We start from the raw sequence: 20,543 nt of genomic DNA, 5'->3' as shown, positions 1-20,543 counted from the left end.
ACCTGGAGGCTGGGCCCCTGACCGTCCTGGCCCCCGATCCGCCACGCCTGCCCCTCGCTGACCGGCGTCCCGTCGAGGCCGAGCGCCTTGGCGAGCCGCGTCACCTCCGCCTTGGTGACCTCACCCGTCGCCCGGTACACGGACGCCGAGCCGGGGCCGTCCGGGAGTGCGCCGGAGGCCCGGTAGGTGACGCCGTTCGGGTCGGGCTCACCGGGGGCGATGCCGTTCGTGGCGCCCTCGGAGTAGCCGTCGAGGGCCAGCGGCGGGGGAGTACCGTCCCCCGCCGGCACCCCGGACCCCGCACCACCGCCCGCCCCACCACCGGCGGACGCGGCGAGATACGCCCCGCCACCCCCGACGAGCAGCACCGCGGCAGCGACCGACGCGATGACCGCGGGGGAGCGACGCCGGGCGGGCCGGGGGTCGCCGTCGCCCTCGGACTCACCGGTGCTCGTGTCCGAGGCCTCCGAAGCAGACACGTCTGCCGTGTCCGAGGCCTCCGAAGCAGACACGTCTGCCGTGTCCGAGGCCTCCGAAGCAGACACGTCTGCCGTGTCCGACGCCTCCGAAACAGACACGTCCACCCTGTCCGAGGCCTCCGAAGCAGGCTCCGGCGCCTCCGAAACAGACGCATCCGCCGTCCCCGAAGCCTCCGCAGCGCCCCGCGCGTCCTCGGTCGGCTCGGTGGTGCCGGTCTCGCCCGAGACGTCGTCGTTGTCGGGCCGCTCGGTGTTCACCGCATCGCTCCTTCGGCTGCACAGCTGTCCCTGGTGACCCGGCCCTGCCGGAAGGGGGCCGCTGATGGGTCGTATCCCGTATCCCCTTTACAGGGGACAGCGATGGGACGCAGCGGGGGAGCACACGGTTCCCGGGCGGGTCGGCTCAGTCGCCGTAGTCCGACATCGCCTCCAGCAGCCGCGCCGACTTCGGCGGCACGGTCACACCGTGGATGAGCGAGGGCGGGACCGGACGGGTGGCGATCCGGTCGGGGACCGTCCAGTGCGGAGCCATCCGGGCGCAGTCGCCGCGCAGCGACGCCAGGTCGCCTTCCAGGTCGGCTGGGGCGGGAGCAGGGGCGTCGATATTCGTCATGATGAAACCGTAGGCACGCCGAGGCCCGCGAAGAAAGATCTACTATCGGGTAGTTTTACCTGCTTCAACGCCACCCACGCCCGTTGCGGCACAACCGGCCGTCCTCGGCCATCTGCTTCAGCGCCCCCGCCCCCATTCGGTAGCGTGGACTGTCAACCCCCTCCACCCGGGAGATTCCACGCCGTGCGCATCGCAGTCACCGGCTCCATCGCCACCGACCACCTCATGACCTTCCCCGGCCGCTTCGCCGACCAGCTCGTCGCGGACCAGCTGCACACGGTCTCGCTGTCGTTCCTGGTCGACAAGCTCGATGTACGCCGGGGCGGCGTGGGCGCCAACATCGCCTTCGGCATGGGCCAGCTCGGCACCCGGCCGGTCCTGGTCGGCGCCGCGGGCTCCGACTTCGACGAGTACCGGGCCTGGCTGGACCGGCACGGCGTCGACACCGCCTCCGTGCGCATCTCCGAGACGCTGCACACCGCCCGCTTCGTCTGCACCACCGACGCCGACCACAACCAGATCGGCTCCTTCTACACCGGCGCCATGAGCGAGGCCCGACTGATCGAGCTGAAGACCGTCGCGGATCGTGTCGGCGGCCTCGACCTCGTCCTCATCGGCGCCGACGACCCGGAGGCGATGCTCCGGCACACCGAGGAGTGCCGCTCCCGGTCCATCCCGTTCGCCGCCGACTTCTCCCAGCAGATCGCCCGGATGGACGGCGAGGAGATCCGGATACTGCTGGACGGGGCGACGTACCTCTTCTCCAACGAGTACGAGAAGGGCCTCATCGAGTCCAAGACCGGCTGGACGGACGAGGAGATCCTCGGCAAGGTCGGCCACCGCGTCACCACCCTCGGCTCCCGCGGCGTACGCATCGAGCGGGCCGGCGAGGACCCCATCGAGGTCGGCTGCCCGGAGGAGGAGCGCAAGGCCGACCCCACCGGCGTCGGCGACGCCTTCCGCGCCGGTTTCCTGTCCGGCCTCGCCTGGGGCGTCTCCCTGGAGCGCGCCGCGCAGGTCGGCTGCATGCTGGCCACGCTGGTCATCGAGACGGTCGGCACCCAGGAGTACGCGCTGCGCCGCGCCCACTTCATGGACCGCTTCATCAAGGCGTACGGCCATGACGCCGCCGACGACGTCAGGGCGCACCTGAGCTGACCAGGGTCCGCCGGGGGCCAGACCCTAGGCCAACCGGCGGACCACATAGGCAGAGCCCTGGTCCGCCGGGTCCGCAAAAAAGTACTCCTGCCCCCGCATCGCGCACCACGCCGGGATGTCCAGGCGTGCCGCTTCGTCGTCCGCCAGTACGCGCACAGTGCCGCCCACCGGCACGTCGCCGATGACCTTGGCCAGTTCGATGACCGGGATCGGGCAGAGCTTGCCCACCGCGTCCACGACGAGGGAGTCCCCCCGTACGGCCGTCTCGGGAGCGGGCGCCCCCAGTTTCTCCCGGACCCCGGCGACCGCCCCGGGCAGCACCTGCAGGAACCGCTCGACATCCTCCGCCGACGCCCCGGACGGCAGCGACACCCGGACGTTGCCCTCGCTCAGCACCCCCATCGCCTTGAGCACATGGCTCGGCGTCAGTGTGCTGCTCGTACAGGACGACCCGGACGAGACGGAGAAGCCGGAGCGGTCCAGCTCGTGCAGCAGAGTCTCCCCATCGACATAGAGACAGGAGAAGGTGACGATCCCGGGCACCCGGCGCACCGGGTCACCCACCGCCTCCACATCCCCCACAACCTCCGGCACCCGCGCCCGGATCCGGTCCGTCAGCTCCCGCAGCCGTCCCGCCTCCTCGGCAGCCTCCGCCTGTACGGCGCGCAGGGAAGCGGCCGCGGCCACGATCGCCGGAATGTTCTCGAACCCGGCCGCCCGCCCCGACTCCCGCTCGTCCGTGGGCCCTTGCGGAGCGAAGCGCACTCCCTTGCGGACCACCAGCAGTCCGACACCCGACGGTCCGCCCCACTTGTGGGCGCTCGCGGTCAGCAGCGACCAGTCGCCCGCCACCGGGCCCCAGCCCAGCGACTGTGCCGCGTCCACCAGCAGCGGCACCCCCGCCTCCCGGCACACGCCGGCCACTTCGGCCACCGGCTGCACGGTGCCGACCTCGTGGTTGGCCGACTGCAGACACGCCAGCGCCGTGTCGGGCCGCAGCGCCGCGGCGTACGCCTCCGGTGTCACGGCCCCCGTCCGGCCCACCGCGACCTGGGTGACCGTCCCACCGTCCGTCTCGTGCACCTCCGCCGCATGCAGTACCGAGGAGTGTTCGACCGACGACACGATCAGGTGTCGTCCGACCCGCCGCCGCCCCGCCAGCGCCCCTGCGACACCCGTATGCACGGCACGGGTCCCGGAGGTGGTGAAGACCAGCTCGTCCGCCCGGCACCCCACGGCCTCCGCGGCCGCCTCCCGCGCCGCGTCCAGCAGCATGCGGGCCCGGCGCCCCTCCCTGTACAGACGCGCGGGATCGGCCCACCCCTCATCGAGGGAGGCCTGCAGGGCTTGGCGGGCCACGGGATGGAGCGGGGCCGAGGAAGCGGCATCGAAGTAGGGCACATGCCCACGCTAACTCCTGCTCCGGAGGAGGTGTCAGAACCGGTCCGGAGGCGGGCACTCGGGGGTCCGGGGGTCGTCCCCCAGATGGGCACGGCATCCCTTCGGGGTGACCCGCGGCGCGTTGGGTACCCTCCCCGCGCGACCCCAAATAGCGTCCAGTAGGGTTTGGTCCGCATAAACATCCAAACCCCTGCCCGACGCAGGGCGGCGACCGACCAGCGAGAAGGCCGCAGCCGACGCGCGGGCGAGACTCTCGGGAAGGCGCTACGTGAGTCCCAACGGCTCCGACCGCTCGCCGCGGCGCCCGATGCGGCGGAAGCTGCTGCAGGCACTGACCGCGGGCCTGGTCCTGGCGACCGCTACCGGTTGCACATATGAGGACTTCCCCCGCCTTGGTATGCCCACCCCCACCACGGAAGAGGCTCCGCGGATCCTCTCCCTGTGGCAGGGATCCTGGGCTGCCGCGCTCGCCGTCGGCGTGCTGGTGTGGGGCTTGATCCTGTGGAGTGCCATCTTCCACCGGCGCAGCCGCACCAAGGTCGAGGTTCCTCCGCAGACCCGGTACAACGTGCCCATCGAGGCGCTGTACACGGTGGTCCCGATCATCATCGTCTCGGTCCTCTTCTACTTCACGGCCCGCGACGAGTCGAAGCTCCTCGACATGTCGAAGAAGCCCGACGTCACGGTCAACGTGGTCGGCTTCCAGTGGAGCTGGTGCTTCAACTACATCGAGAACGTCGAGGGTTCCACGGGCGACGCCAAGACCGCCAAGGAACTCGACGCCGTTCCGGACCGGTACAAGAAGGACTTCCCCGCGGACGCGGGTGGGGTCTACACCTGCGGTACGCCGGGTGAGCGGAACCCGCAGACCGGCAACCCCGGCCCCACGCTGTGGCTGCCCGAGGGCAAGACGGTCCGCTTCGTCCTCACTTCGCGTGACGTCATCCACTCCTTCTGGGTGGTGCCGTTCCTGATGAAGCAGGACGTCATCCCGGGCCACACCAACGCCTTCCAGGTGACCCCCAACAAGCAGGGCACCTTCCTGGGCAAGTGCGCCGAACTGTGCGGCGTCGACCACTCCCGGATGCTGTTCAACGTGAAGGTCGTCTCGCCGGAGCGCTACGAGCAGCACCTCAAGGACCTCGCCAAGAAGGGGCAGACCGGTTACGTTCCCGCCGGCATCGCGCAGACGAGCCACGAGAAGAACCGGGAGACGAACCAGCTGTGAGCATCCTCAACGAACCCGCGGGTGCCGCCGAGGCCGGCTCCTACGAGAACGAGCTGCCCGTCCGGCGCAAGCAGCCCGGCAACGTCGTGGTGAAGTGGCTGACGACCACTGACCACAAGACGATCGGCACGCTGTATCTCGTCACGTCGTTCGCGTTCTTCTGCATCGGCGGCGTGATGGCGCTCTTCATGCGCGCCGAGCTCGCCCGCCCGGGCACGCAGATCATGTCGAACGAGCAGTTCAACCAGGCGTTCACGATGCACGGCACGATCATGCTGCTGATGTTCGCGACGCCGCTGTTCGCCGGTTTCGCGAACTGGATCATGCCGCTGCAGATCGGCGCCCCGGACGTGGCGTTCCCGCGGCTGAACATGTTCGCCTACTGGCTGTACCTGTTCGGCTCGCTGATCGCGGTGGGCGGCTTCCTCACCCCGCAGGGTGCGGCCGACTTCGGCTGGTTCGCCTACTCGCCGCTGTCGGACGCGGTCCGCTCGCCGGGTGTCGGCGCGGACATGTGGATCATGGGTCTGGCGCTGTCCGGCTTCGGTACGATCCTCGGCTCGGTCAACTTCATCACCACGATCATCTGCATGCGCGCCCCGGGCATGACCATGTTCCGCATGCCGATCTTCACCTGGAACGTCCTGCTGACCGGTGTCCTGGTCCTGCTGGCCTTCCCGGTCCTCGCGGCGGCCCTGTTCGCGCTGGAGGCGGACCGCAAGTTCGGCTCGCACATCTTCGACGCGTCCAACGGCGGAGCCCTGCTCTGGCAGCACCTCTTCTGGTTCTTCGGCCACCCAGAGGTGTACATCATCGCGCTGCCGTTCTTCGGCATCATCAGTGAGATCATCCCGGTCTTCTCCCGCAAGCCGATGTTCGGCTACTCGGGTCTGATCGCGGCGACCATCGCGATCGCGGGTCTGTCCGTGACGGTGTGGGCCCACCATATGTACGTCACCGGCGGTGTGCTCCTGCCGTTCTTCTCCTTCATGACGTTCCTCATCGCCGTCCCGACCGGCGTGAAGTTCTTCAACTGGATCGGCACGATGTGGAAGGGCTCGCTGTCCTTCGAGACACCGATGCTCTGGGCGACCGGCTTCCTGATCACCTTCACCTTCGGTGGTCTGACCGGTGTCATCCTGGCCTCGCCGCCGATGGACTTCCACATCTCCGACTCGTACTTCGTGGTGGCTCACTTCCACTACGTCGTCTTCGGTACGGTCGTCTTCGCGATGTTCGCCGGATTCCACTTCTGGTGGCCGAAGTTCACCGGCAAGCTGCTCGACGAGCGCCTCGGCAAGATCACCTTCTGGACGCTGTTCATCGGCTTCCACGGCACGTTCCTGGTCCAGCACTGGCTGGGCGCCGAGGGCATGCCGCGCCGTTACGCGGACTACCTGGCCGCCGACGGCTTCACCGCCCTGAACACGATCTCGACGATCAGCTCGTTCGTGCTCGGCCTGTCGCTCCTGCCGTTCATGTACAACGTGTGGAAGACGGCCAAGTACGGCAAGCCGGTCGGCGTCGACGACCCGTGGGGCTACGGCCGCTCCCTGGAGTGGGCCACCTCCTCCCCGCCGCCGCGGCACAACTTCCTCACCCTGCCGCGGATCCGCAGCGAATCCCCGGCGTTCGACCTGCATCACCCGGACATCGCCGCCCTCGAGGAGCTCGGGCACGGCGGTCACGGTGCCAGCGCCCTCGCGGGTGGCAAGGAGGCCGGCAAGTGAGAATCCAGGGCAAGATGTTCATGTGGCTGGGTGTCTTCATCCTCGCCATGGCGATCGTCTATGGCGTGTGGTCGAAGGAGCCGGCCGGCACCACGGCCCTCTTCCTGGCCTTCGGCCTGTCCATCATGATCGGCTTCTACCTGGGCTTCACGGCCCGGCGGGTCGACACCGGTGCACAGGACAACAAGGAGGCCGATGTCGCGGACGACGCCGGCGAGCTGGGCTTCTTCAGCCCGCACAGCTGGCAGCCGCTCGCGCTGGGCATCGGTGGCGCCCTCGCCTTCCTCGGCATCGCGGTCGGCTGGTGGCTGATGTACTTCTCCGCGCCGATCCTGCTGGTCGGCCTGTGGGGCTGGGTCTTCGAGTACTACCGCGGTGAGAACCGCACCCAGTAGGACGCGCTGAGCGTCGGGAAGCCCGGACATTCCGTCAGGAGCGTCCGGGCTTCCCCTTTTCCCCAGCCCTTTCTCAGCCCCTCACTCCCTCGTCCGGACGACTCACCGCGCCGACGTTGACGAAGCTCCATAGCGTGAGGTCATGAGCCACACTGCACACCTTCGGGGCACCCGCAGAGTCGCCGGTTGCACGCTGGTGGTCATCGCTCTAGGTGCGGGCGTCACCGCCTGCGGCAGCGATGGCCACCCGCTGTCCGCCGAGCCCTACGACGCGGCGGAGCTGATCGCCTTCAACGGCCCCGCCGACACCAGGAAGAAGGTCGAGCCGGACAAGCCCCTGGAGGTCACCGCCGATGCCTCAGAGGGCCGTATCACGGACGTCACGGCCATGGACGCCGCAGGACGCCGCGTCTCCGGCGAGCTCTCCGCGGACGGCGGCCGCTGGCACAGCACCTCCCCGCTGGCCGCGGACGCCCACTACACGGTCCGCGTGAGCACCGAGGACGAGGACGGGGCACCTGGTCGCCGGGTCCTCACCTTCGACACCGGCAAGCCCCGCGCCAAGAAGCGACTGAACGTCACCTTCGGCCCCATGGCGGGCACGTACGGCGTCGGCCAGCCCATCACCGCCGACCTGAACCAGCCCGTCAGGGACAGGGCTCAGCGCGCCATCGTCGAACGCGCCCTCAAGGTGGAGTCCACCCCCACGGTGGAGGGCTCCTGGCACTGGGTCGACGACAAGAAGCTCCACTACCGCCCCAAGGACTACTGGCCCGCCCACGCCACCATCCGGATCCGCAGCAACCTGGACGGCATCAAGATCAGCGACCGCCTCTGGGGCGGCCCGGCGAAGCCTCTGAAGATCACCACAGGTGACCAGGTCATCGCCGTCGGGGACGCCAACACCCACCGGATGACGATCTACAAGAACGGCAAGGAGATCAACTCCATCCCGATCACCATGGGCAAGTCGGGTTTCGAGACCCGCAACGGCGTCAAGGTCGTCCTGGGCAAGGAGTACTTCGTACGCATGCGCGGCACCACGGTCGGCATCGCCGAGGGCACCTCGGAGTCGTACGACCTGCCCGTCTACTACGCGACGCGGGTCACCTGGAGCGGCGAGTACGTGCACGCCGCCCCGTGGTCCGTCGGCGACCAGGGCTCCGCCAACGTCAGCCATGGCTGCATCGGCATGAACACCACCAACGCGGGCTGGTTCTACGAGAACGTCCGCGAGGGCGATGTGGTCCAGGTCGTCAACTCCAACGGCAAGATGATGGAACCCTTCGGCAACGGCTACGGCGACTGGAACCTCGACTGGAAGAAGTGGCGCCAGGGCAGCGCGTTGGTAGTCGGCAACCCGGAGGGCCCGGGCTCCAAGGAGACGCCAAGACTGCGACCAACGGCTGTGTGAGCGCCCCGAAGGGGCGCGGGGCTGTGTTCAATATGCGGCTCCGCCGCGTGGGCGCGAGCAACCCCAACGGTCCGCAGCCGCCGAACCGCAGAACCAACGGAGTGCCTAGGCGCGAGCCAACCTCTTCTGCCGCAACAGAGAAGCCAACGCCCCCGCAAACTCCACCGGCTCCACCGGCAACGTCACCGCCGCATCAGCCCGACTCCACGTAGCCAGCCACGCATCCTGAGGCCGCCCGATGAGCAGCAGCACCGGCGGGCAGTTGAACACCTCGTCCTTGATCTGCCGGCACACCCCCATGCCCCCCAGGGGCACGGCCTCACCGTCCAGCACACAGACGTCGATCCCGCCCTTGTCCAGCTCCCTGATGACGGCACCCGGAGTCGCACACTCGACGAACTCCACGACAGGGACGTCAGGAGCCGGCCTCCGGCCGGAGGCCAACCGCACCTGCGCGCGCGTGTTGGAGTCGTCGCTGTAGACCAGCACCGTGGCGGTCGGCTGCATGCTTCCTCCGAGACGTCAGTGTCGTACGGAAGGGCCGGACGGAACGGCCCGATGCCGCGGATGCTACTCCCTTGAACACCTCGTCAACACCGGTTCGGACACGTCTTCGATGGGCCATACGGGCAGTCCACACGCTGCGAACACTCCGAACGGCACCCCCCGGAGTGAGGGCGGGATAAGCGACCGACATAATGTCGGTCGTGGCGACAGCAACGACAGTAGATACCGGGCACGCGCACCCGTCGGTCAACCGGCCGAACCTCACCAGCGTCGGAACCATCATCTGGCTGAGTTCCGAGCTGATGTTCTTCGCGGCCCTCTTCGCGATGTACTTCACCCTGCGATCGGTGACCGGACCCGACTTCTGGTCGGAGAAGGCCGCCGCCCTGAACTTCCCGTTCTCGGCGACGAACACCACGATCCTGGTGCTCTCCTCCCTCACCTGCCAGCTCGGCGTGTTCGCCGCCGAGCGCGGTGACGTGAAGAAGCTCCGGGGCTGGTTCATCCTCACCTTCGTCATGGGTGCGATCTTCATCGGCGGTCAGGTCTACGAGTACACCGAGCTGGTCAAGCACGAGGGCCTCTCGCTGTCCTCCGACCCGTACGGCTCGGTGTTCTACCTGACCACCGGCTTCCACGGCCTGCACGTGACGGGCGGTCTCATCGCCTTCCTGCTGGTCCTCGGCCGTACCTACGCGGCTCGGAGGTTCACTCACGAGCAGGCGACCGCCGCCATCGTCGTGTCCTACTACTGGCACTTCGTCGATGTCGTCTGGATCGGCCTCTTCGCCACGATCTACATGATCAAGTAGCCGGGACCGACTCCCGAGCACCCATTCCAGAAGCATCGACGCAGAAGATCCTGACACCGGGGTAATCCGTGAAAAAGCTCTCCGCACGACGACGCCATCCGCTGGCGGCGGTCGTCGTCCTACTCCTCGCGCTGGCGGCCACTGGGGGGCTGTACACCGCGCTCGCCCCCGCGGGCAACGCGCAGGCCGATGAGACCGCCCAGTCCCTCGCCATCGACGAGGGCAAGAAGCTCTACGCCGTCGGCTGTGCCAGCTGCCACGGCACCGGCGGTCAGGGCACCTCCGACGGTCCGAGCCTGGTCGGCGTGGGCGCGGCGGCGGTCGACTTCCAGGTCGGCACCGGACGCATGCCGGCCGCGACCTCGCAGGGCGCCCAGGTTCCGCGGAAGAAGGTCATCTACACGCAGGCCGAGATCGACCAGCTCGCGGCGTACATCTCCTCGCTCGGCGCCGGTCCGAACATCCCGACCAAGGAGCAGTACGGCACGGAGGGCGCGGACATCGGCAAGGGCGGCGAGCTCTTCCGCACCAACTGCGCGCAGTGCCACAACTTCACCGGCAAGGGCGGTGCGCTCACCAAGGGCAAGTACGCGCCGACCCTCGAGGGCGTGGACCCGAAGCACATCTACGAGGCCATGCAGACCGGCCCGCAGAACATGCCCTCCTTCCCCGACACGACGCTGTCCGAGCAGAACAAGAGGGACATCATCGCGTACCTGGAGGCGGTCAACAGCGAGCACACGGAGAACCCCGGCGGTCTGGAGCTGGGCGGCCTCGGGCCGGTCACCGAGGGCCTGTTCTCGTGGGTCTTCGGTCTGGGCTCGCTCGTCGCGGTCGCCGTCTGGGTCGCCGCTCGGACCGCAAAGGCCAAGAAGTCATGAGTAGCCAAGACATTCCAGAAGAGAACCTGCCCGCTGAGCAGGACCGCACCGTAGCGGTCGCGGACGAGAAGGACCCGTTCGCCGACCCGGGCCTGCCGCCCCACGAGCACCGGATCCAGGACATCGACGAGCGGGCCGCCAAGCGGTCCGAGCGTACGGTCGCCCTGCTGTTCACGGTGTCGATGCTGGCCACCATCGGCTTCATCGCCGCGTATGTGACGATCCCGGTCGACAAGTCGATCTTCGTCTTCCCGATCGGTCACCTCAGCGCCCTGAACTTCTCGCTGGGTCTGACACTCGGCATCGCACTGTTCTGCATCGGCGCGGGCGCGGTCCACTGGGCCCGCACCCTGATGTCCGACGTGGAGATCGCCGACGAGCGCCACCCGATCGAGGCGGCGCCCGAGGTCAAGGCCAAGGTCATGGCCGACTTCCGGCAGGGCGCCAAGGAGTCCGCGCTGGGCCGCCGCAAGCTGATCCGCAACACGATGCTCGGCGCGCTCACCCTGGTGCCGCTCTCCGGCGTCGTCCTGCTGCGCGACCTCGGCCCGCTGCCCGAGACCAAGCTGCGCCACACGCTGTGGAAGAAGGGCAAGCTCCTCGTCAACATGAACACGAACGAGCCGCTGCGTCCCTCGGACGTCGCCGTCGGCTCGCTCACGTTCGCCAAGCCCGAGGGCCTGGAGGAGCACGACCACGACTTCCAGAACGAGATCGCCAAGGCGGCCCTGATGATCGTGCGGCTCCAGCCGGGCGACATCAAGGACAAGCGCGAGCTCGAGTGGTCGCACGAGGGCATCGTGGCGTACTCGAAGATCTGCACCCACGTCGGCTGCCCGATCTCGCTGTACGAGCAGCAGACGCACCACGTGCTGTGCCCTTGCCACCAGTCCACCTTCGACCTCTCCGACGGTGCCCGGGTCATCTTCGGCCCCGCCGGCCACGCCCTGCCGCAGCTGCGCATCGGCGTGAACGACGAGGGCTACCTCGAGGCGCTCGGCGACTTCGAAGAGCCCGTCGGTCCTGCATTCTGGGAGCGCGGATGAGCACTACGACGACCCCCGAGTCCCGCTCTCGCGGGAAGGCACCGGCCGGCGAGCGCGTCGCCGACTGGGCCGACGGCCGGCTGGGGATCTACTCCCTGGCCAAGGCCAACATGCGCAAGATCTTCCCGGACCACTGGTCCTTCATGCTGGGCGAGGTCGCGCTCTACAGCTTCATCGTCATCATCCTCACGGGTGTGTACCTGACGCTGTTCTTCCACCCGTCGATGAACGAGGTGGAGTACCACGGCAGCTACGTCCCGCTGCAGGGCCAGCTCATGTCGGAGGCGTTCGCCTCGACGCTGGACATCAGCTTCGACGTCCGTGGCGGTCTGCTCATCCGGCAGATCCACCACTGGGCCGCGCTGATCTTCCTGGCCGCGATGTTCGTGCACATGTTCCGGGTGTTCTTCACCGGCGCGTTCCGCAAGCCGCGTGAGATCAACTGGCTGTTCGGCTTCCTGCTGTTCGTCCTGGGCATGTTCACCGGCTTCACCGGCTACTCGCTCCCGGACGACCTGCTCTCCGGCACCGGTGTCCGCTTCACGCAGGGCGCGATCCTGTCCATGCCGATCGTCGGCACGTACATCTCGTTCTTCCTGTTCGGCGGCGAGTTCCCGGGCACCGACTTCGTGGCCCGCTTCTACTCGATCCACATCCTGCTGCTGCCGGGCATCATGCTCGGCCTGGTCGTCGGCCACCTGATCCTGGTCTTCTACCACAAGCACACGCAGTTCGCGGGCCCCGGAAAGACCAACAAGAACGTCGTCGGCATGCCGCTGCTGCCGGTCTACACGGCCAAGGCCGGAGGCTTCTTCTTCCTGGTCTTCGGTGTCATCGCGGCCATCGCGGCGATCGCGCAGATCAACCCGATCTGGGCGATGGGCCCCTACCGTCCGGACCAGGTGTCCACGGGTGCCCAGCCCGACTGGTACATGGGCTTCGCGGAGGGGCTGGTCCGCTACTTCCCGGGCTGGGAGATCAACATCTGGGGCCACACGCTCGTCCTGGGCGTGTTCATCCCGCTGGTGCTCTTCGGTCTGGTCCTGGTGGTGCTCGCGCTCTACCCGTTCATCGAGAGCTGGATCACCGGTGACAAGCGCGAGCACCACATCCTGGACCGCCCGCGCAACGCCCCGACGCGTACCGCGTTCGGCGTCGCCTGGATCACGCTGTACATGATCACGCTGGTCGGTGGTGGCAACGACCTGATCGCCACGCACTTCCACCTGTCGATCAACGCGGTCACCTGGTTCGTCCGGATCGGCTTCTTCGCCGGACCGGTCATCGCGTTCATCGTCACCAAGCGGATCTGCCTCGGCCTGCAGCGCCGGGACAGGGACAAGGTGCTGCACGGCCGGGAGACCGGCACCATCAAGCGCCTGCCGCACGGTGAGTTCATCGAGGTGCACGAGCCGCTCAGCCAGGAGCAGCTGCACACGATCACGGCGCACGAGCAGTACCAGCCGGCCGAGATCGGCCCGACGGTCGACGAACACGGTGTCGAGCGCAAGGTGAAGGGCTCCGAGAAGCTGCGCGCCAAGCTCAGCAAGGCGTACTACGGCGAGGACGCCCAGATCCCCAAGCCCACCGTCGAGGAGTACAAGGAGATCACGAGCGGCCACGGCCACCACTGATCACTGCGTTCGCCACGCCACAGCGAAGGGCCCCGTCCGTTGTTCGGACGGGGCCCTTCGCCGTGCCCGCGGCTGGATAGGGTGGACCTGTTCGAGACTCGTGTCCCGGTGTACGGGACTGACCCAGGAGCGGCTTATGAGCGCTGTGACCCCCGCTGGAGGCGACACCGCGGCGGGCCGTTCCTGGCCCGCCCTGCTGAACGGCCTGCTTCAGGGCCGCGACCTCAGCGCGGACGACACCGCCTGGGCGATGGACCTGATCATGCGCGGCGAGGCGACGGACGCCCAGATCGCCGGGTTCGCGGTGGCGCTGCGCGCCAAGGGCGAGACCGTCGAGGAGATCGCGGGATTCGTCCGGGCGATGTACGACCACGCGAACGTGATCGAGGTGCCGGGCGACACCGTCGACATCGTCGGCACCGGCGGCGACGGCGCGAAGACCGTCAACATCTCCACGATGTCCGCGATCGTCATCGCCGGCACCGGTGCGAAGGTCGTCAAGCACGGCAACCGGGCTGCGTCCTCGGCGTCCGGGGCGTCCGACGTCCTGGAGAAGCTCGGCGTCAATCTGGAGCTGACGCCGCAGCGGGTCGCGGAGGTCGCCGAGGAGGCCGGGATCACCTTCTGCTTCGCGGTGAAGTTCCACCCGGCGCTGCGTCATGTGGCGGCGGCCCGCGGGCAGTTGGGCATCCGGACGACGTTCAACTTCCTCGGCCCGCTGACCAACCCGGCCAAGGTGAAGGCACAGGCGGTGGGCGTCGCCGACCTCAGGATGGCGCCCATCGTGGCCGGCGTCTTCGCCGAGCGCGGCAACTCCTCCCTGGTGTTCCGCGGCGACGACGGCCTCGACGAGCTGACGACCGCGTCCACCTCCCGGGTCTGGGTCGTCCGGGACGGCAAGGTGACCGAGGAGACCCTCGACCCGCGGGACGTCGGGATCGAGCTGGTGCCGCTGGAGGCGCTGCGCGGCGCCGACGCCTCGTACAACGCCGAGGTCGCCCGGCGGCTGCTCGAGGGGGAGCAGGGCCCGGTGCGGGATGCGGTGCTGCTGAACTCGGCGGCGGCGCTGGTGGCGCTGGCGCCGGGTGAAGGGCCGCTGACCGAGCAGATCCGCGCGGGGATGGCGAAGGCGGCGGAGGCGATCGACTCCGGGGCGGCGAAGCGGGTCCTGGAGCGGTGGGTGGCCGCCAGCAACGCCTGAGACCCAGCCGGTGTGATGCAGGGCGCAGTCCGGATCCTGGACTGCGCCCTTGCGCATCGAAGATCGTATGGCAGGATGCTGTACCAGGTCATGAGCGACAGCTGAAAGGCCCCGGCCGGCTGTCCGGCAACCCTCCGTCCGTGGCGGGGTGCCCCGGGTGAAGACCAGGTCGTAGGCAGCGAGGTCTACGACAAGCGCGGACCCCTCGCACACTTTTGAACGAGTGTGGGACCAGGGGTCCTGGTCGTCGAGGGAGCCTTCCGTGAGCAAGCGAATGCGATAGGGCCGCAGAGCCCCGCCTCCGCACACCCTTTTCACTCTTCCCCGCGCTTGAGCCGTGCCGCTCGCGCGGTCATCTTCGCCTGCGATTACGGGAGTACACCCATGTCCGTCTCCACCGCTGCCGCCGCCCAGTCCGTTTGCGCCCCGCTGCCCGTTCTCGGCCGGGATGTCACCGTCCCGCTCGTCACGGGTGGCGAAGTCACCTACGCCGCGCTCGATTACGCCGCCAGCGCGCCCGCGCTGCAGCGGGTCTGGGACGACGTGGCGGCGTACGCGCCGTACTACGGCAGTGTCCACCGCGGCGCCGGATACCTCTCCCAGCTGTCCACCGACCTCTTCGAGAACGCCCGCAGGACCGTCGCCGAGTTCCTCGACTGCCGGGCGGACGACCAGGTCGTGTTCACCCGGTCCACCACCGACTCGCTCAACCTGCTCGCCGCCGCGCTCCCCGCCGACTGCCAGGTCTTCGTCTTCGAGACCGAGCACCACGCCTCGCTGCTGCCCTGGCAGGACGCCCGCGTCAGCTACCTCGACGCCCCGCACACCCCGCAGCAGGCCGTGCAGACCCTGGAGCGCGCCCTGGCCGACCGCGACCCCCACGGCCCCGCCCTCGTGTGCGTCACCGGGGCCTCCAACGTCACCGGCGAGCTGTGGCCCGTACGGGAACTCGCCGCGGCCGCGCACGCGCACGGCGCCCGGATCGTCCTGGACGCCGCCCAACTCGCCCCGCACCACCCGGTGTCGGTGCAGGACCTCGACGTCGACTGGGTCGCCTTCTCCGGGCACAAGCTGTACGCCCCGTTCGGCTCCGGCGTGCTGGCCGGCCGTGCCGACTGGCTGCGCGCGGCCGAGCCGTACCTCGCGGGCGGCGGCGCCAGCCGCAAGGTCACCCGGCGGGCGGACGGGGGAGTGGACGTGGAGTGGCACGAGAGCGCCGCGCGGCACGAGGCCGGCTCGCCCAACGTCATCGGCGCCTACGCCGTCGCGTCCGCCTGCAAGGCGCTCACCGAGGCCGGTTTCGACACCCTCGTCGCCCGCGAGCGGCACCTGATCGACACCGTGCGTGCGGGGCTCGCCGAGGTCCCGGAGGTCAGGGTGCTGTCCCTGTTCGGCGACGACGCCCCGCGGGTCGGCGTGATCTCCTTCGTGGTCGACGGCTGGAACAGCTCCCACTTCGCCGCCGCCCTGTCCGCCGAGTACGGCATCGGCGTCCGCGACGGCCTCTTCTGCGCCCACCCCCTCGTCCGCACCCTGCTGGGCAGCGACCCGCAGAGCCAGGGCGAGTGCGGCGCCCCCGAGGTCGCGCCCGGCGAGAAGTCCCTCAACGCGATCCGCGTCAGCTTCGGCGCGGGGACGCCGGACGAGCATGTGGAGCGCTTCGTGAACGCCGTGAAGGAACTCGTCCGGCACGGCGCGAAGTGGCAGTACCGGACGGAGGAGGGCCGCTGCGTGCCCGTGGTCTAGGCCCGTGATCTAGGCGCAGCTCACGAGTCCAGGCCGATGGCGAACGCCGCCTCCAGGTCGTGCTGCGAGTACGTCCGGAACGCCACGTGCGTGTCCGTCGCCTCCACGCCGGGGATCTTGCTGATCCGGCCGGGGATGACGTCGGCCAGGTTCTCGTGCTGCTTGACCCGGACCATCGCGATCAGGTCGTAGGTACCCGTGACCGAGAAGACCTCGCTGACGGAGTCCAGCGAGGCGATCTGCTCGGCGATCTCGGGGATCCGGTCCACGCTGGTCTTGATCAGGACGATCGCGGTGATCACGGCTGGTTCTCTCCCTCGGTGGCCGGAGCTGGGGCGGCCTTCACTCTAGCTGTCCGGCCGAACCGCGCCCACGCGTAGAGGAAGCCCAGCGCGAAGCCCACCAGGTGGGCCAGGTAGGCCACCCCCGGCTCGTCGGCCGCCTGTCCCGCCGCCAGCCACTGCAGGGCCACCCAGAACGGCAGCACCACCCACGCCGGGAAGCGCAGTGGCAGGAAGAACAGGAAGGGCAGGAGGCTGGTCACCCGGGCGCGAGGGAAAAGGAACAGGAACGCGCCCAGCACCGCAGAGATCGCCCCCGAGGCGCCGACCAGCGACTGCTCGGAGCCGGCGTGGGCGCCCGCGTACCCGAGCAGGGCGAGGTAGCCGCAGCCGACGTAGAAGCAGGTGAACTCGACCCGGCCCATCCGTTCCTCGGTCATCACCCCGAAGACGTAGAGGAAGAGCATGTTGCCGAGCAGATGCAGCCAGCTGCCATGGACGAAGAGGGCCGTGGCCGGGGTCAGGGCGGCCCTGGGGGAACCCTCGAACAGTTCTGCGGGCACGACGCCCCAGCGGCGGAAGTAGGCCTGCTGCGCGGCGAGCAGCACGTCGCCGGAGCCGTACGCCGGACCGAGACCCGAGGCGGGGCCGGTCAGGAAGATCAGGCAGCACAGGGCGATCAGTCCGTACGTCACCGGCGCCGCCGGCCGCCGGACCGCCCGGCGGGCCACCGCGCTCCACTTGCTGATCATGAACACAGAGCATGACGTAAGCGGACGCAACAGCACAGACCGCCTCGCCGCCGGGAACAGACCGGCGGCGAGTACGCGCCAGGCCGTAGGGTTACGAGCCACACGCTCCAGGGAAACTGGCGCATCACGGAAACTAGAAGGAAAGCGAACAGCCACGATGACGGTTCCCCTGCCCACCGCCACCACGCGGTGGCGCTGCACGCTCTGCGGCAACCTCACCCGGTTCGATGTGACCCGCTCGTCGAAGGTCGTCGAATACGTCCACCTCGATCTGGCCGGTGAGCCGAAGGTCGAGGAGCGCGAGGTGGTCAGTGAGACCATCGAATCGGTGCGCTGCCGGTGGTGCAACGCCGTGGATCAGGTGGAACTCGTGGACAGGCCGGGCGCCGGCTCCTGACCGGGAGCGGGCCCCTACGGGCATTGGGGTGAGATGGTGGAGACCGCAGGCGGGGGGCCGGGCGACGGCGCCGCTGAGGTGCTCGACCGACCGCTGCCCGAAGGGGTGCGCCGGAGGGTCGTGCAGATCGTCTCCGACGGCTTCGGCGGGCTGACCGTCGCCGAGTTGCCCACACAACTGAGGCAGTACGCCCGGTTCGCCCCGAATCGCCGCGCCAAGTTCGCGGGTAACGCCATGGCCGCGGCGCTGGAGACCGACCCGCTGTTCCGGCAGCGCATCGGCGAGAAGCTGAGGGAGGCTCAGCCGGAACTCGCGGGCGCCCTCGACTCCGGTGCGCCGCCGCCGGCCGCGGATCCGCTGGACGTGGCCGCCGCGGCCTATGTGCTGCGCCCCACCGGCTGGGTCAAGCTCGTGACCGCCGCCGGCGAGGAGGCCCTGCGGGCGGACGCCGAGCGCGCCGACGAGGAGAACCGGGCCGAACTGGAGCGGCTGCGCGCCGAACTCGCCGCCGCCCGCGACCACACCCGCGCCGAGACCGAGCGGCTGCGCGCCGAGCTGGAAGCCGCCAAGAGGGAAGCCGAATCGCTTCACCGCAAGCTGCGTGCCGCGCTCAGCGACGTCAAGCGCGGTGAGGCGGCCCTGCGCAAGGTGCAGGGCGAGATTGAGGCCGTACGCGCCGAGACGCACGCACAGGTGTCCGCCGCCGAGAGCGAGTCGCGGCGGCTCAAGGCGCGGCTGGGGGAGGCCGAGGCCGCCCTGGAGGCCACCCGGAAGGCCGCGCGCGAGGGGCGCAGCGTCGAGGACATGCGGGTGCGGCTGCTGCTCGACACCGTGCTGGACGCGGCGCAGGGGCTCAGGCGGGAGTTGGCGCTGCCCCCGGTGTCCGTACGTCCCGCCGAGACCGTGGACGCGGTCGAACCGGGACGAATGACCCCGAAGGACATCGCCGCGCGGGCCCTGTCCGAGAACGACCCCGCGATCCTCGACCAGCTCCTCGCACTGCCGCAGGCGCATCTGGTCGTCGACGGCTACAACGTCACCAAGACCGGCTATCCCCAAATGCCCCTGGAGAAGCAGCGGTTGAGGCTGCTCGGGCAGCTCTCGCAGCTCGCCGCCCAGTCCGGTGCCGAGGTGACCTGTGTCTTCGACGGGGCCGAGCTGGCCGCGCCGGTGCTGCTGGCGCCGCCGCGTGGGGTGCGGGTGCTGTTCTCCAAACCGGGCGTCACCGCGGATGAGTTGATCCGCCAGCTGGTGCGCGCCGAGCCGCCGGGCCGTCCGGTCATCGTCGTCTCGACCGACCGTGAGGTGGCCGACGGTGTGGCGCGGGCGGGGGCGCGGCCGGTGGCGTCGGCGGTGCTTCTCAAGCGATTTCAACGGGCTTGAGTCTGTTTTCAGTGGGTTTGAGCCTGTGCGGCGTACGCCCCATGTACAACGTAACGCCCCAACCGCAACGTACGGACTGCTTGCCCGAATTGATCACATCTGCGCACAACGTAGCGTCAAGCGGGCGTCACCGCATGTGAGTTGTGAGTAAAGAATGCAGGGTGTGACGGGATTTTTCAGCTGAGGATTTGAACTGATCACAGTCGGGTCACTAGGGTCTGCTCGAACCTCCGACCGGGTGATCACTCACATGAAGGAGCTCGCCCCCGTGGCGTCCCACCGTCGACCCAAGCAGCCGAGTCGCGCACGAGTGACCGTGCTGACCACCGCAGCCGCCGCTGCCGTGGCCCTGAGCTCGCAGGCCGCCAACGCCGCGCCGAGCGAGAAGCCGAGCAAGGACGAGGTCAAGGCCAAGGTCGACAAGCTCTACGAAGAGGCGGAGCAGGCCACCGAGAAGTACAACGGGGCCAAGGAGAAGCAGGAGAAGCTCCAGAAGGAGATCTCCACCATCCAGGACAACGTCGCCCGTGGCCAGGAAGAGGTCAACGAGCTGCGCGACGGCCTCGGTTCGATGGCCACCGCCCAGTACCGCTCCGGCGGCATCGACCCGTCCGTCCAGCTCTTCCTCTCCGCCGACCCGGACGACTACCTCGACAAGGCCTCCACGCTCGACCAGTTGAGCAGCCAGCAGGTCGAGGCGCTGAAGAAGATCCAGGAGAAGCAGCGCGAACTCGCCCAGGAGCGCGCCGAGGCCTCCGACAAGCTCAAGGACCTCGCCTCCACCCGCACCGAACTGGGCAAGAAGAAGAAGGAAGTTCAGGCCAAGCTCGCCGAGGCGCAGAAGCTGCTCAACACGCTGACGGCCGCCGAGAAGGCTGCCCTCGCCGCCGAGGAGGAGCGCGCCAGCCGGTCCTCCGAAGCCCGCGTGGACCTCGGCAACACCGGCGCCGCCTCCGGCCGGGCCATGGCCGCCTTCCAGGCCGCCCAGAGCAAGATCGGCTCGCCCTACGTCTACGGCGCCTCCGGCCCGTCCTCCTTCGACTGCTCGGGCCTGACCTCCTGGGCCTTCGCCCAGGCCGGCGTCGCCATACCGCGCATCTCGCAGGACCAGGCCAACGCCGGTACGCGCATCTACAGCCAGTCCGACCTCAAGGTCGGTGACCTGGTCATCTTCTACGGCGACCTGCACCACGTCGGCTTCTACGCGGGCAACGGTCAGGTGCTGCACGCCCCGCGCACCGGCACGGTCGTGCGCTACGAGTCGATCAACAACATGCCGTACCAGTTCGGCGTCCGGATCTGATCCACGGGCCGCGACCCTTCAAGATCAGCACGGCGTGCCGCCCGAACGGGCGAATTACGGCAACCGCGACTGACCCCACGCCCCGCCGGTGACCTGCGTCAGCGGCGGGGCGTCACGTTGTGTGGCCGCGGATCTCTTTGGCCGGCACCCCGCGACGGGGCTACTGTCTGCCGCGTTTCCCC

General features: G+C 69.0%; 19 protein-coding genes, 1 pseudogene and 1 riboswitch. Of the genes and pseudogenes, 14 read left to right on the top strand and 6 right to left on the bottom strand.

Translation table 11 applies throughout. The annotated features are described in order from the left end of the window. Both ACTWQJ_RS09560 and ACTWQJ_RS09555 read right to left on the bottom strand, forming a co-directional pair. Positions 1–737 (bottom strand): annotated as a pseudogene (locus tag ACTWQJ_RS09560) (hypothetical protein); the annotation flags it as partial. A gap of 145 nt (positions 738–882) precedes the next feature. After that, on the bottom strand, positions 883–1,092 hold the full coding sequence (locus ACTWQJ_RS09555) for a hypothetical protein (protein WP_224734465.1): 210 nt from the start codon (positions 1,090–1,092) through the stop codon (positions 883–885). Between the two features lie 183 nt (positions 1,093–1,275). On the opposite strand from ACTWQJ_RS09555, the gene ACTWQJ_RS09550 reads away from it, so the two are divergent. Further along, positions 1,276–2,250: a carbohydrate kinase family protein gene (locus tag ACTWQJ_RS09550; RefSeq protein WP_443306190.1), complete on the top strand. Its 975-nt coding sequence runs from the start codon at positions 1,276–1,278 to the stop codon at positions 2,248–2,250. Between the two features lie 24 nt (positions 2,251–2,274). Here ACTWQJ_RS09550 and ACTWQJ_RS09545 read toward each other — a convergent pair whose 3' ends face one another. After that, positions 2,275–3,651 (bottom strand): cysteine desulfurase/sulfurtransferase TusA family protein, encoded by a 1,377-nt coding sequence (locus tag ACTWQJ_RS09545; protein ID WP_443306189.1) that lies wholly within the window; start codon positions 3,649–3,651, stop codon positions 2,275–2,277. Between the two features lie 268 nt (positions 3,652–3,919). Here ACTWQJ_RS09545 and ctaC point away from each other — a divergent pair, with 268 nt between their 5' ends. The 4 genes from ctaC (at position 3,920) to ACTWQJ_RS09525 (ending at position 8,418) form a co-directional block, all read left to right on the top strand. Beyond that, complete coding sequence (gene ctaC / locus ACTWQJ_RS09540; protein ID WP_224734462.1) at positions 3,920–4,879, top strand: aa3-type cytochrome oxidase subunit II; 960 nt, start codon at positions 3,920–3,922, stop codon at positions 4,877–4,879. Next, a complete protein-coding gene (gene ctaD / locus ACTWQJ_RS09535) occupies positions 4,876–6,609 on the top strand; it encodes an aa3-type cytochrome oxidase subunit I (protein ID WP_443306188.1) in 1,734 nt (577 codons plus the stop codon). Before ctaC ends, ctaD begins: the two co-directional genes overlap by 4 nt. After that, the gene (locus ACTWQJ_RS09530) at positions 6,606–7,004 is read left to right on the top strand and encodes a cytochrome c oxidase subunit 4 (protein ID WP_443306187.1); all 399 of its coding nucleotides are present in this window, start codon (positions 6,606–6,608) and stop codon (positions 7,002–7,004) included. Before ctaD ends, ACTWQJ_RS09530 begins: the two co-directional genes overlap by 4 nt. Before the next feature lie 142 nt (positions 7,005–7,146). Continuing rightward, positions 7,147–8,418, top strand: coding sequence for an Ig-like domain-containing protein (locus ACTWQJ_RS09525; RefSeq protein WP_443306186.1), 1,272 nt, complete (start codon positions 7,147–7,149; stop codon positions 8,416–8,418). Between the two features lie 105 nt (positions 8,419–8,523). Here ACTWQJ_RS09525 and ACTWQJ_RS09520 read toward each other — a convergent pair whose 3' ends face one another. After that, positions 8,524–8,925 carry a hypothetical protein gene (locus ACTWQJ_RS09520; protein ID WP_443306185.1) on the bottom strand — a complete coding sequence of 134 codons (402 nt, stop codon included), beginning with the start codon at positions 8,923–8,925 and terminating at the stop codon, positions 8,524–8,526. A 191-nt stretch (positions 8,926–9,116) separates the two neighbouring features. On the opposite strand from ACTWQJ_RS09520, the gene ctaE reads away from it, so the two are divergent. From ctaE to ACTWQJ_RS09490, 6 genes are all read left to right on the top strand, one after another. Further along, positions 9,117–9,737 (top strand): aa3-type cytochrome oxidase subunit III, encoded by a 621-nt coding sequence (gene ctaE / locus ACTWQJ_RS09515; protein WP_443306184.1) that lies wholly within the window; start codon positions 9,117–9,119, stop codon positions 9,735–9,737. Between the two features lie 68 nt (positions 9,738–9,805). Then, entirely contained in the window at positions 9,806–10,618 is an 813-nt protein-coding gene (gene qcrC / locus ACTWQJ_RS09510; protein ID WP_443306183.1) for a cytochrome bc1 complex diheme cytochrome c subunit, read from the top strand. Further along, positions 10,615–11,664 carry a cytochrome bc1 complex Rieske iron-sulfur subunit gene (gene qcrA, locus ACTWQJ_RS09505; protein WP_443306182.1) on the top strand — a complete coding sequence of 350 codons (1,050 nt, stop codon included), beginning with the start codon at positions 10,615–10,617 and terminating at the stop codon, positions 11,662–11,664. Before qcrC ends, qcrA begins: the two co-directional genes overlap by 4 nt. Further along, positions 11,661–13,298, top strand: a complete 1,638-nt coding sequence (gene qcrB, locus ACTWQJ_RS09500; RefSeq protein WP_443306181.1) for a cytochrome bc1 complex cytochrome b subunit — start codon at positions 11,661–11,663, stop codon at positions 13,296–13,298. Before qcrA ends, qcrB begins: the two co-directional genes overlap by 4 nt. A 136-nt stretch (positions 13,299–13,434) precedes the next feature. After that, positions 13,435–14,499, top strand: coding sequence for an anthranilate phosphoribosyltransferase (gene trpD, locus ACTWQJ_RS09495; RefSeq protein ID WP_443306180.1), 1,065 nt, complete (start codon positions 13,435–13,437; stop codon positions 14,497–14,499). Between the two features lie 86 nt (positions 14,500–14,585). Next, positions 14,586–14,702: riboswitch (SAM riboswitch) on the top strand. A gap of 181 nt (positions 14,703–14,883) precedes the next feature. Beyond that, the gene (locus ACTWQJ_RS09490) at positions 14,884–16,245 is read left to right on the top strand and encodes an aminotransferase class V-fold PLP-dependent enzyme (RefSeq protein WP_443306179.1); all 1,362 of its coding nucleotides are present in this window, start codon (positions 14,884–14,886) and stop codon (positions 16,243–16,245) included. A 20-nt stretch (positions 16,246–16,265) separates the two neighbouring features. Here the strand turns inward: ACTWQJ_RS09490 and ACTWQJ_RS09485 are convergent, their stop codons facing one another. Together ACTWQJ_RS09485 and ACTWQJ_RS09480 are read right to left on the bottom strand one after the other, a co-directional pair. Continuing rightward, complete coding sequence (locus ACTWQJ_RS09485; RefSeq protein WP_224734452.1) at positions 16,266–16,547, bottom strand: Lrp/AsnC family transcriptional regulator; 282 nt, start codon at positions 16,545–16,547, stop codon at positions 16,266–16,268. Continuing rightward, entirely contained in the window at positions 16,544–17,278 is a 735-nt protein-coding gene (locus ACTWQJ_RS09480) for a rhomboid family intramembrane serine protease (protein ID WP_443306178.1), read from the bottom strand. Before ACTWQJ_RS09480 ends, ACTWQJ_RS09485 begins: the two co-directional genes overlap by 4 nt. A 157-nt stretch (positions 17,279–17,435) precedes the next feature. Between ACTWQJ_RS09480 and ACTWQJ_RS09475 the strand changes: the two genes are divergently transcribed. The 3 genes from ACTWQJ_RS09475 to ACTWQJ_RS09465 all read left to right on the top strand — a co-directional run bounded on the left by ACTWQJ_RS09475 (position 17,436) and on the right by ACTWQJ_RS09465 (position 20,361). Continuing rightward, on the top strand, positions 17,436–17,675 hold the full coding sequence (locus ACTWQJ_RS09475) for a hypothetical protein (protein WP_055541554.1): 240 nt from the start codon (positions 17,436–17,438) through the stop codon (positions 17,673–17,675). 33 nt (positions 17,676–17,708) lie between these two features. Then, the gene (locus tag ACTWQJ_RS09470) at positions 17,709–19,058 is read left to right on the top strand and encodes an NYN domain-containing protein (protein ID WP_443306177.1); all 1,350 of its coding nucleotides are present in this window, start codon (positions 17,709–17,711) and stop codon (positions 19,056–19,058) included. Between the two features lie 268 nt (positions 19,059–19,326). Then, positions 19,327–20,361: a C40 family peptidase gene (locus ACTWQJ_RS09465; protein WP_129797455.1), complete on the top strand. Its 1,035-nt coding sequence runs from the start codon at positions 19,327–19,329 to the stop codon at positions 20,359–20,361. Positions 20,362–20,543 lie beyond the last annotated feature (182 nt).

It is taken from the genome of Streptomyces sp. KR55, from assembly GCF_052245645.1.
Classification (GTDB): Bacteria; Actinomycetota; Actinomycetes; order Streptomycetales; family Streptomycetaceae; genus Streptomyces; species Streptomyces flavusporus.
Note: the sequence above shows the minus strand (reverse complement) of the source record. Positions and strands in the feature narration are given on the sequence as shown.

Excerpts from the sequence above, each read along its gene's own strand:
- ACTWQJ_RS09555 (WP_224734465.1), bottom strand. The coding sequence starts at position 1,092 with ATGACGAATATCGACGCCCCTGCTCCCGCCCCAGCCGACCTGGAAGGC.
- ACTWQJ_RS09525 (WP_443306186.1), top strand. The coding sequence starts at position 7,147 with ATGAGCCACACTGCACACCTTCGGGGCACCCGCAGAGTCGCCGGTTGC.
- ACTWQJ_RS09520 (WP_443306185.1), bottom strand. The coding sequence starts at position 8,925 with ATGCAGCCGACCGCCACGGTGCTGGTCTACAGCGACGACTCCAACACG.
- ctaE (WP_443306184.1), top strand. The coding sequence starts at position 9,117 with ATGTCGGTCGTGGCGACAGCAACGACAGTAGATACCGGGCACGCGCAC.
- qcrA (WP_443306182.1), top strand. The coding sequence starts at position 10,615 with ATGAGTAGCCAAGACATTCCAGAAGAGAACCTGCCCGCTGAGCAGGAC.
- qcrB (WP_443306181.1), top strand. The coding sequence starts at position 11,661 with ATGAGCACTACGACGACCCCCGAGTCCCGCTCTCGCGGGAAGGCACCG.
- trpD (WP_443306180.1), top strand. The coding sequence starts at position 13,435 with ATGAGCGCTGTGACCCCCGCTGGAGGCGACACCGCGGCGGGCCGTTCC.
- ACTWQJ_RS09490 (WP_443306179.1), top strand. The coding sequence starts at position 14,884 with ATGTCCGTCTCCACCGCTGCCGCCGCCCAGTCCGTTTGCGCCCCGCTG.
- ACTWQJ_RS09480 (WP_443306178.1), bottom strand. The coding sequence starts at position 17,278 with ATGATCAGCAAGTGGAGCGCGGTGGCCCGCCGGGCGGTCCGGCGGCCG.
- ACTWQJ_RS09475 (WP_055541554.1), top strand. The coding sequence starts at position 17,436 with ATGACGGTTCCCCTGCCCACCGCCACCACGCGGTGGCGCTGCACGCTC.
- ACTWQJ_RS09470 (WP_443306177.1), top strand. The coding sequence starts at position 17,709 with ATGGTGGAGACCGCAGGCGGGGGGCCGGGCGACGGCGCCGCTGAGGTG.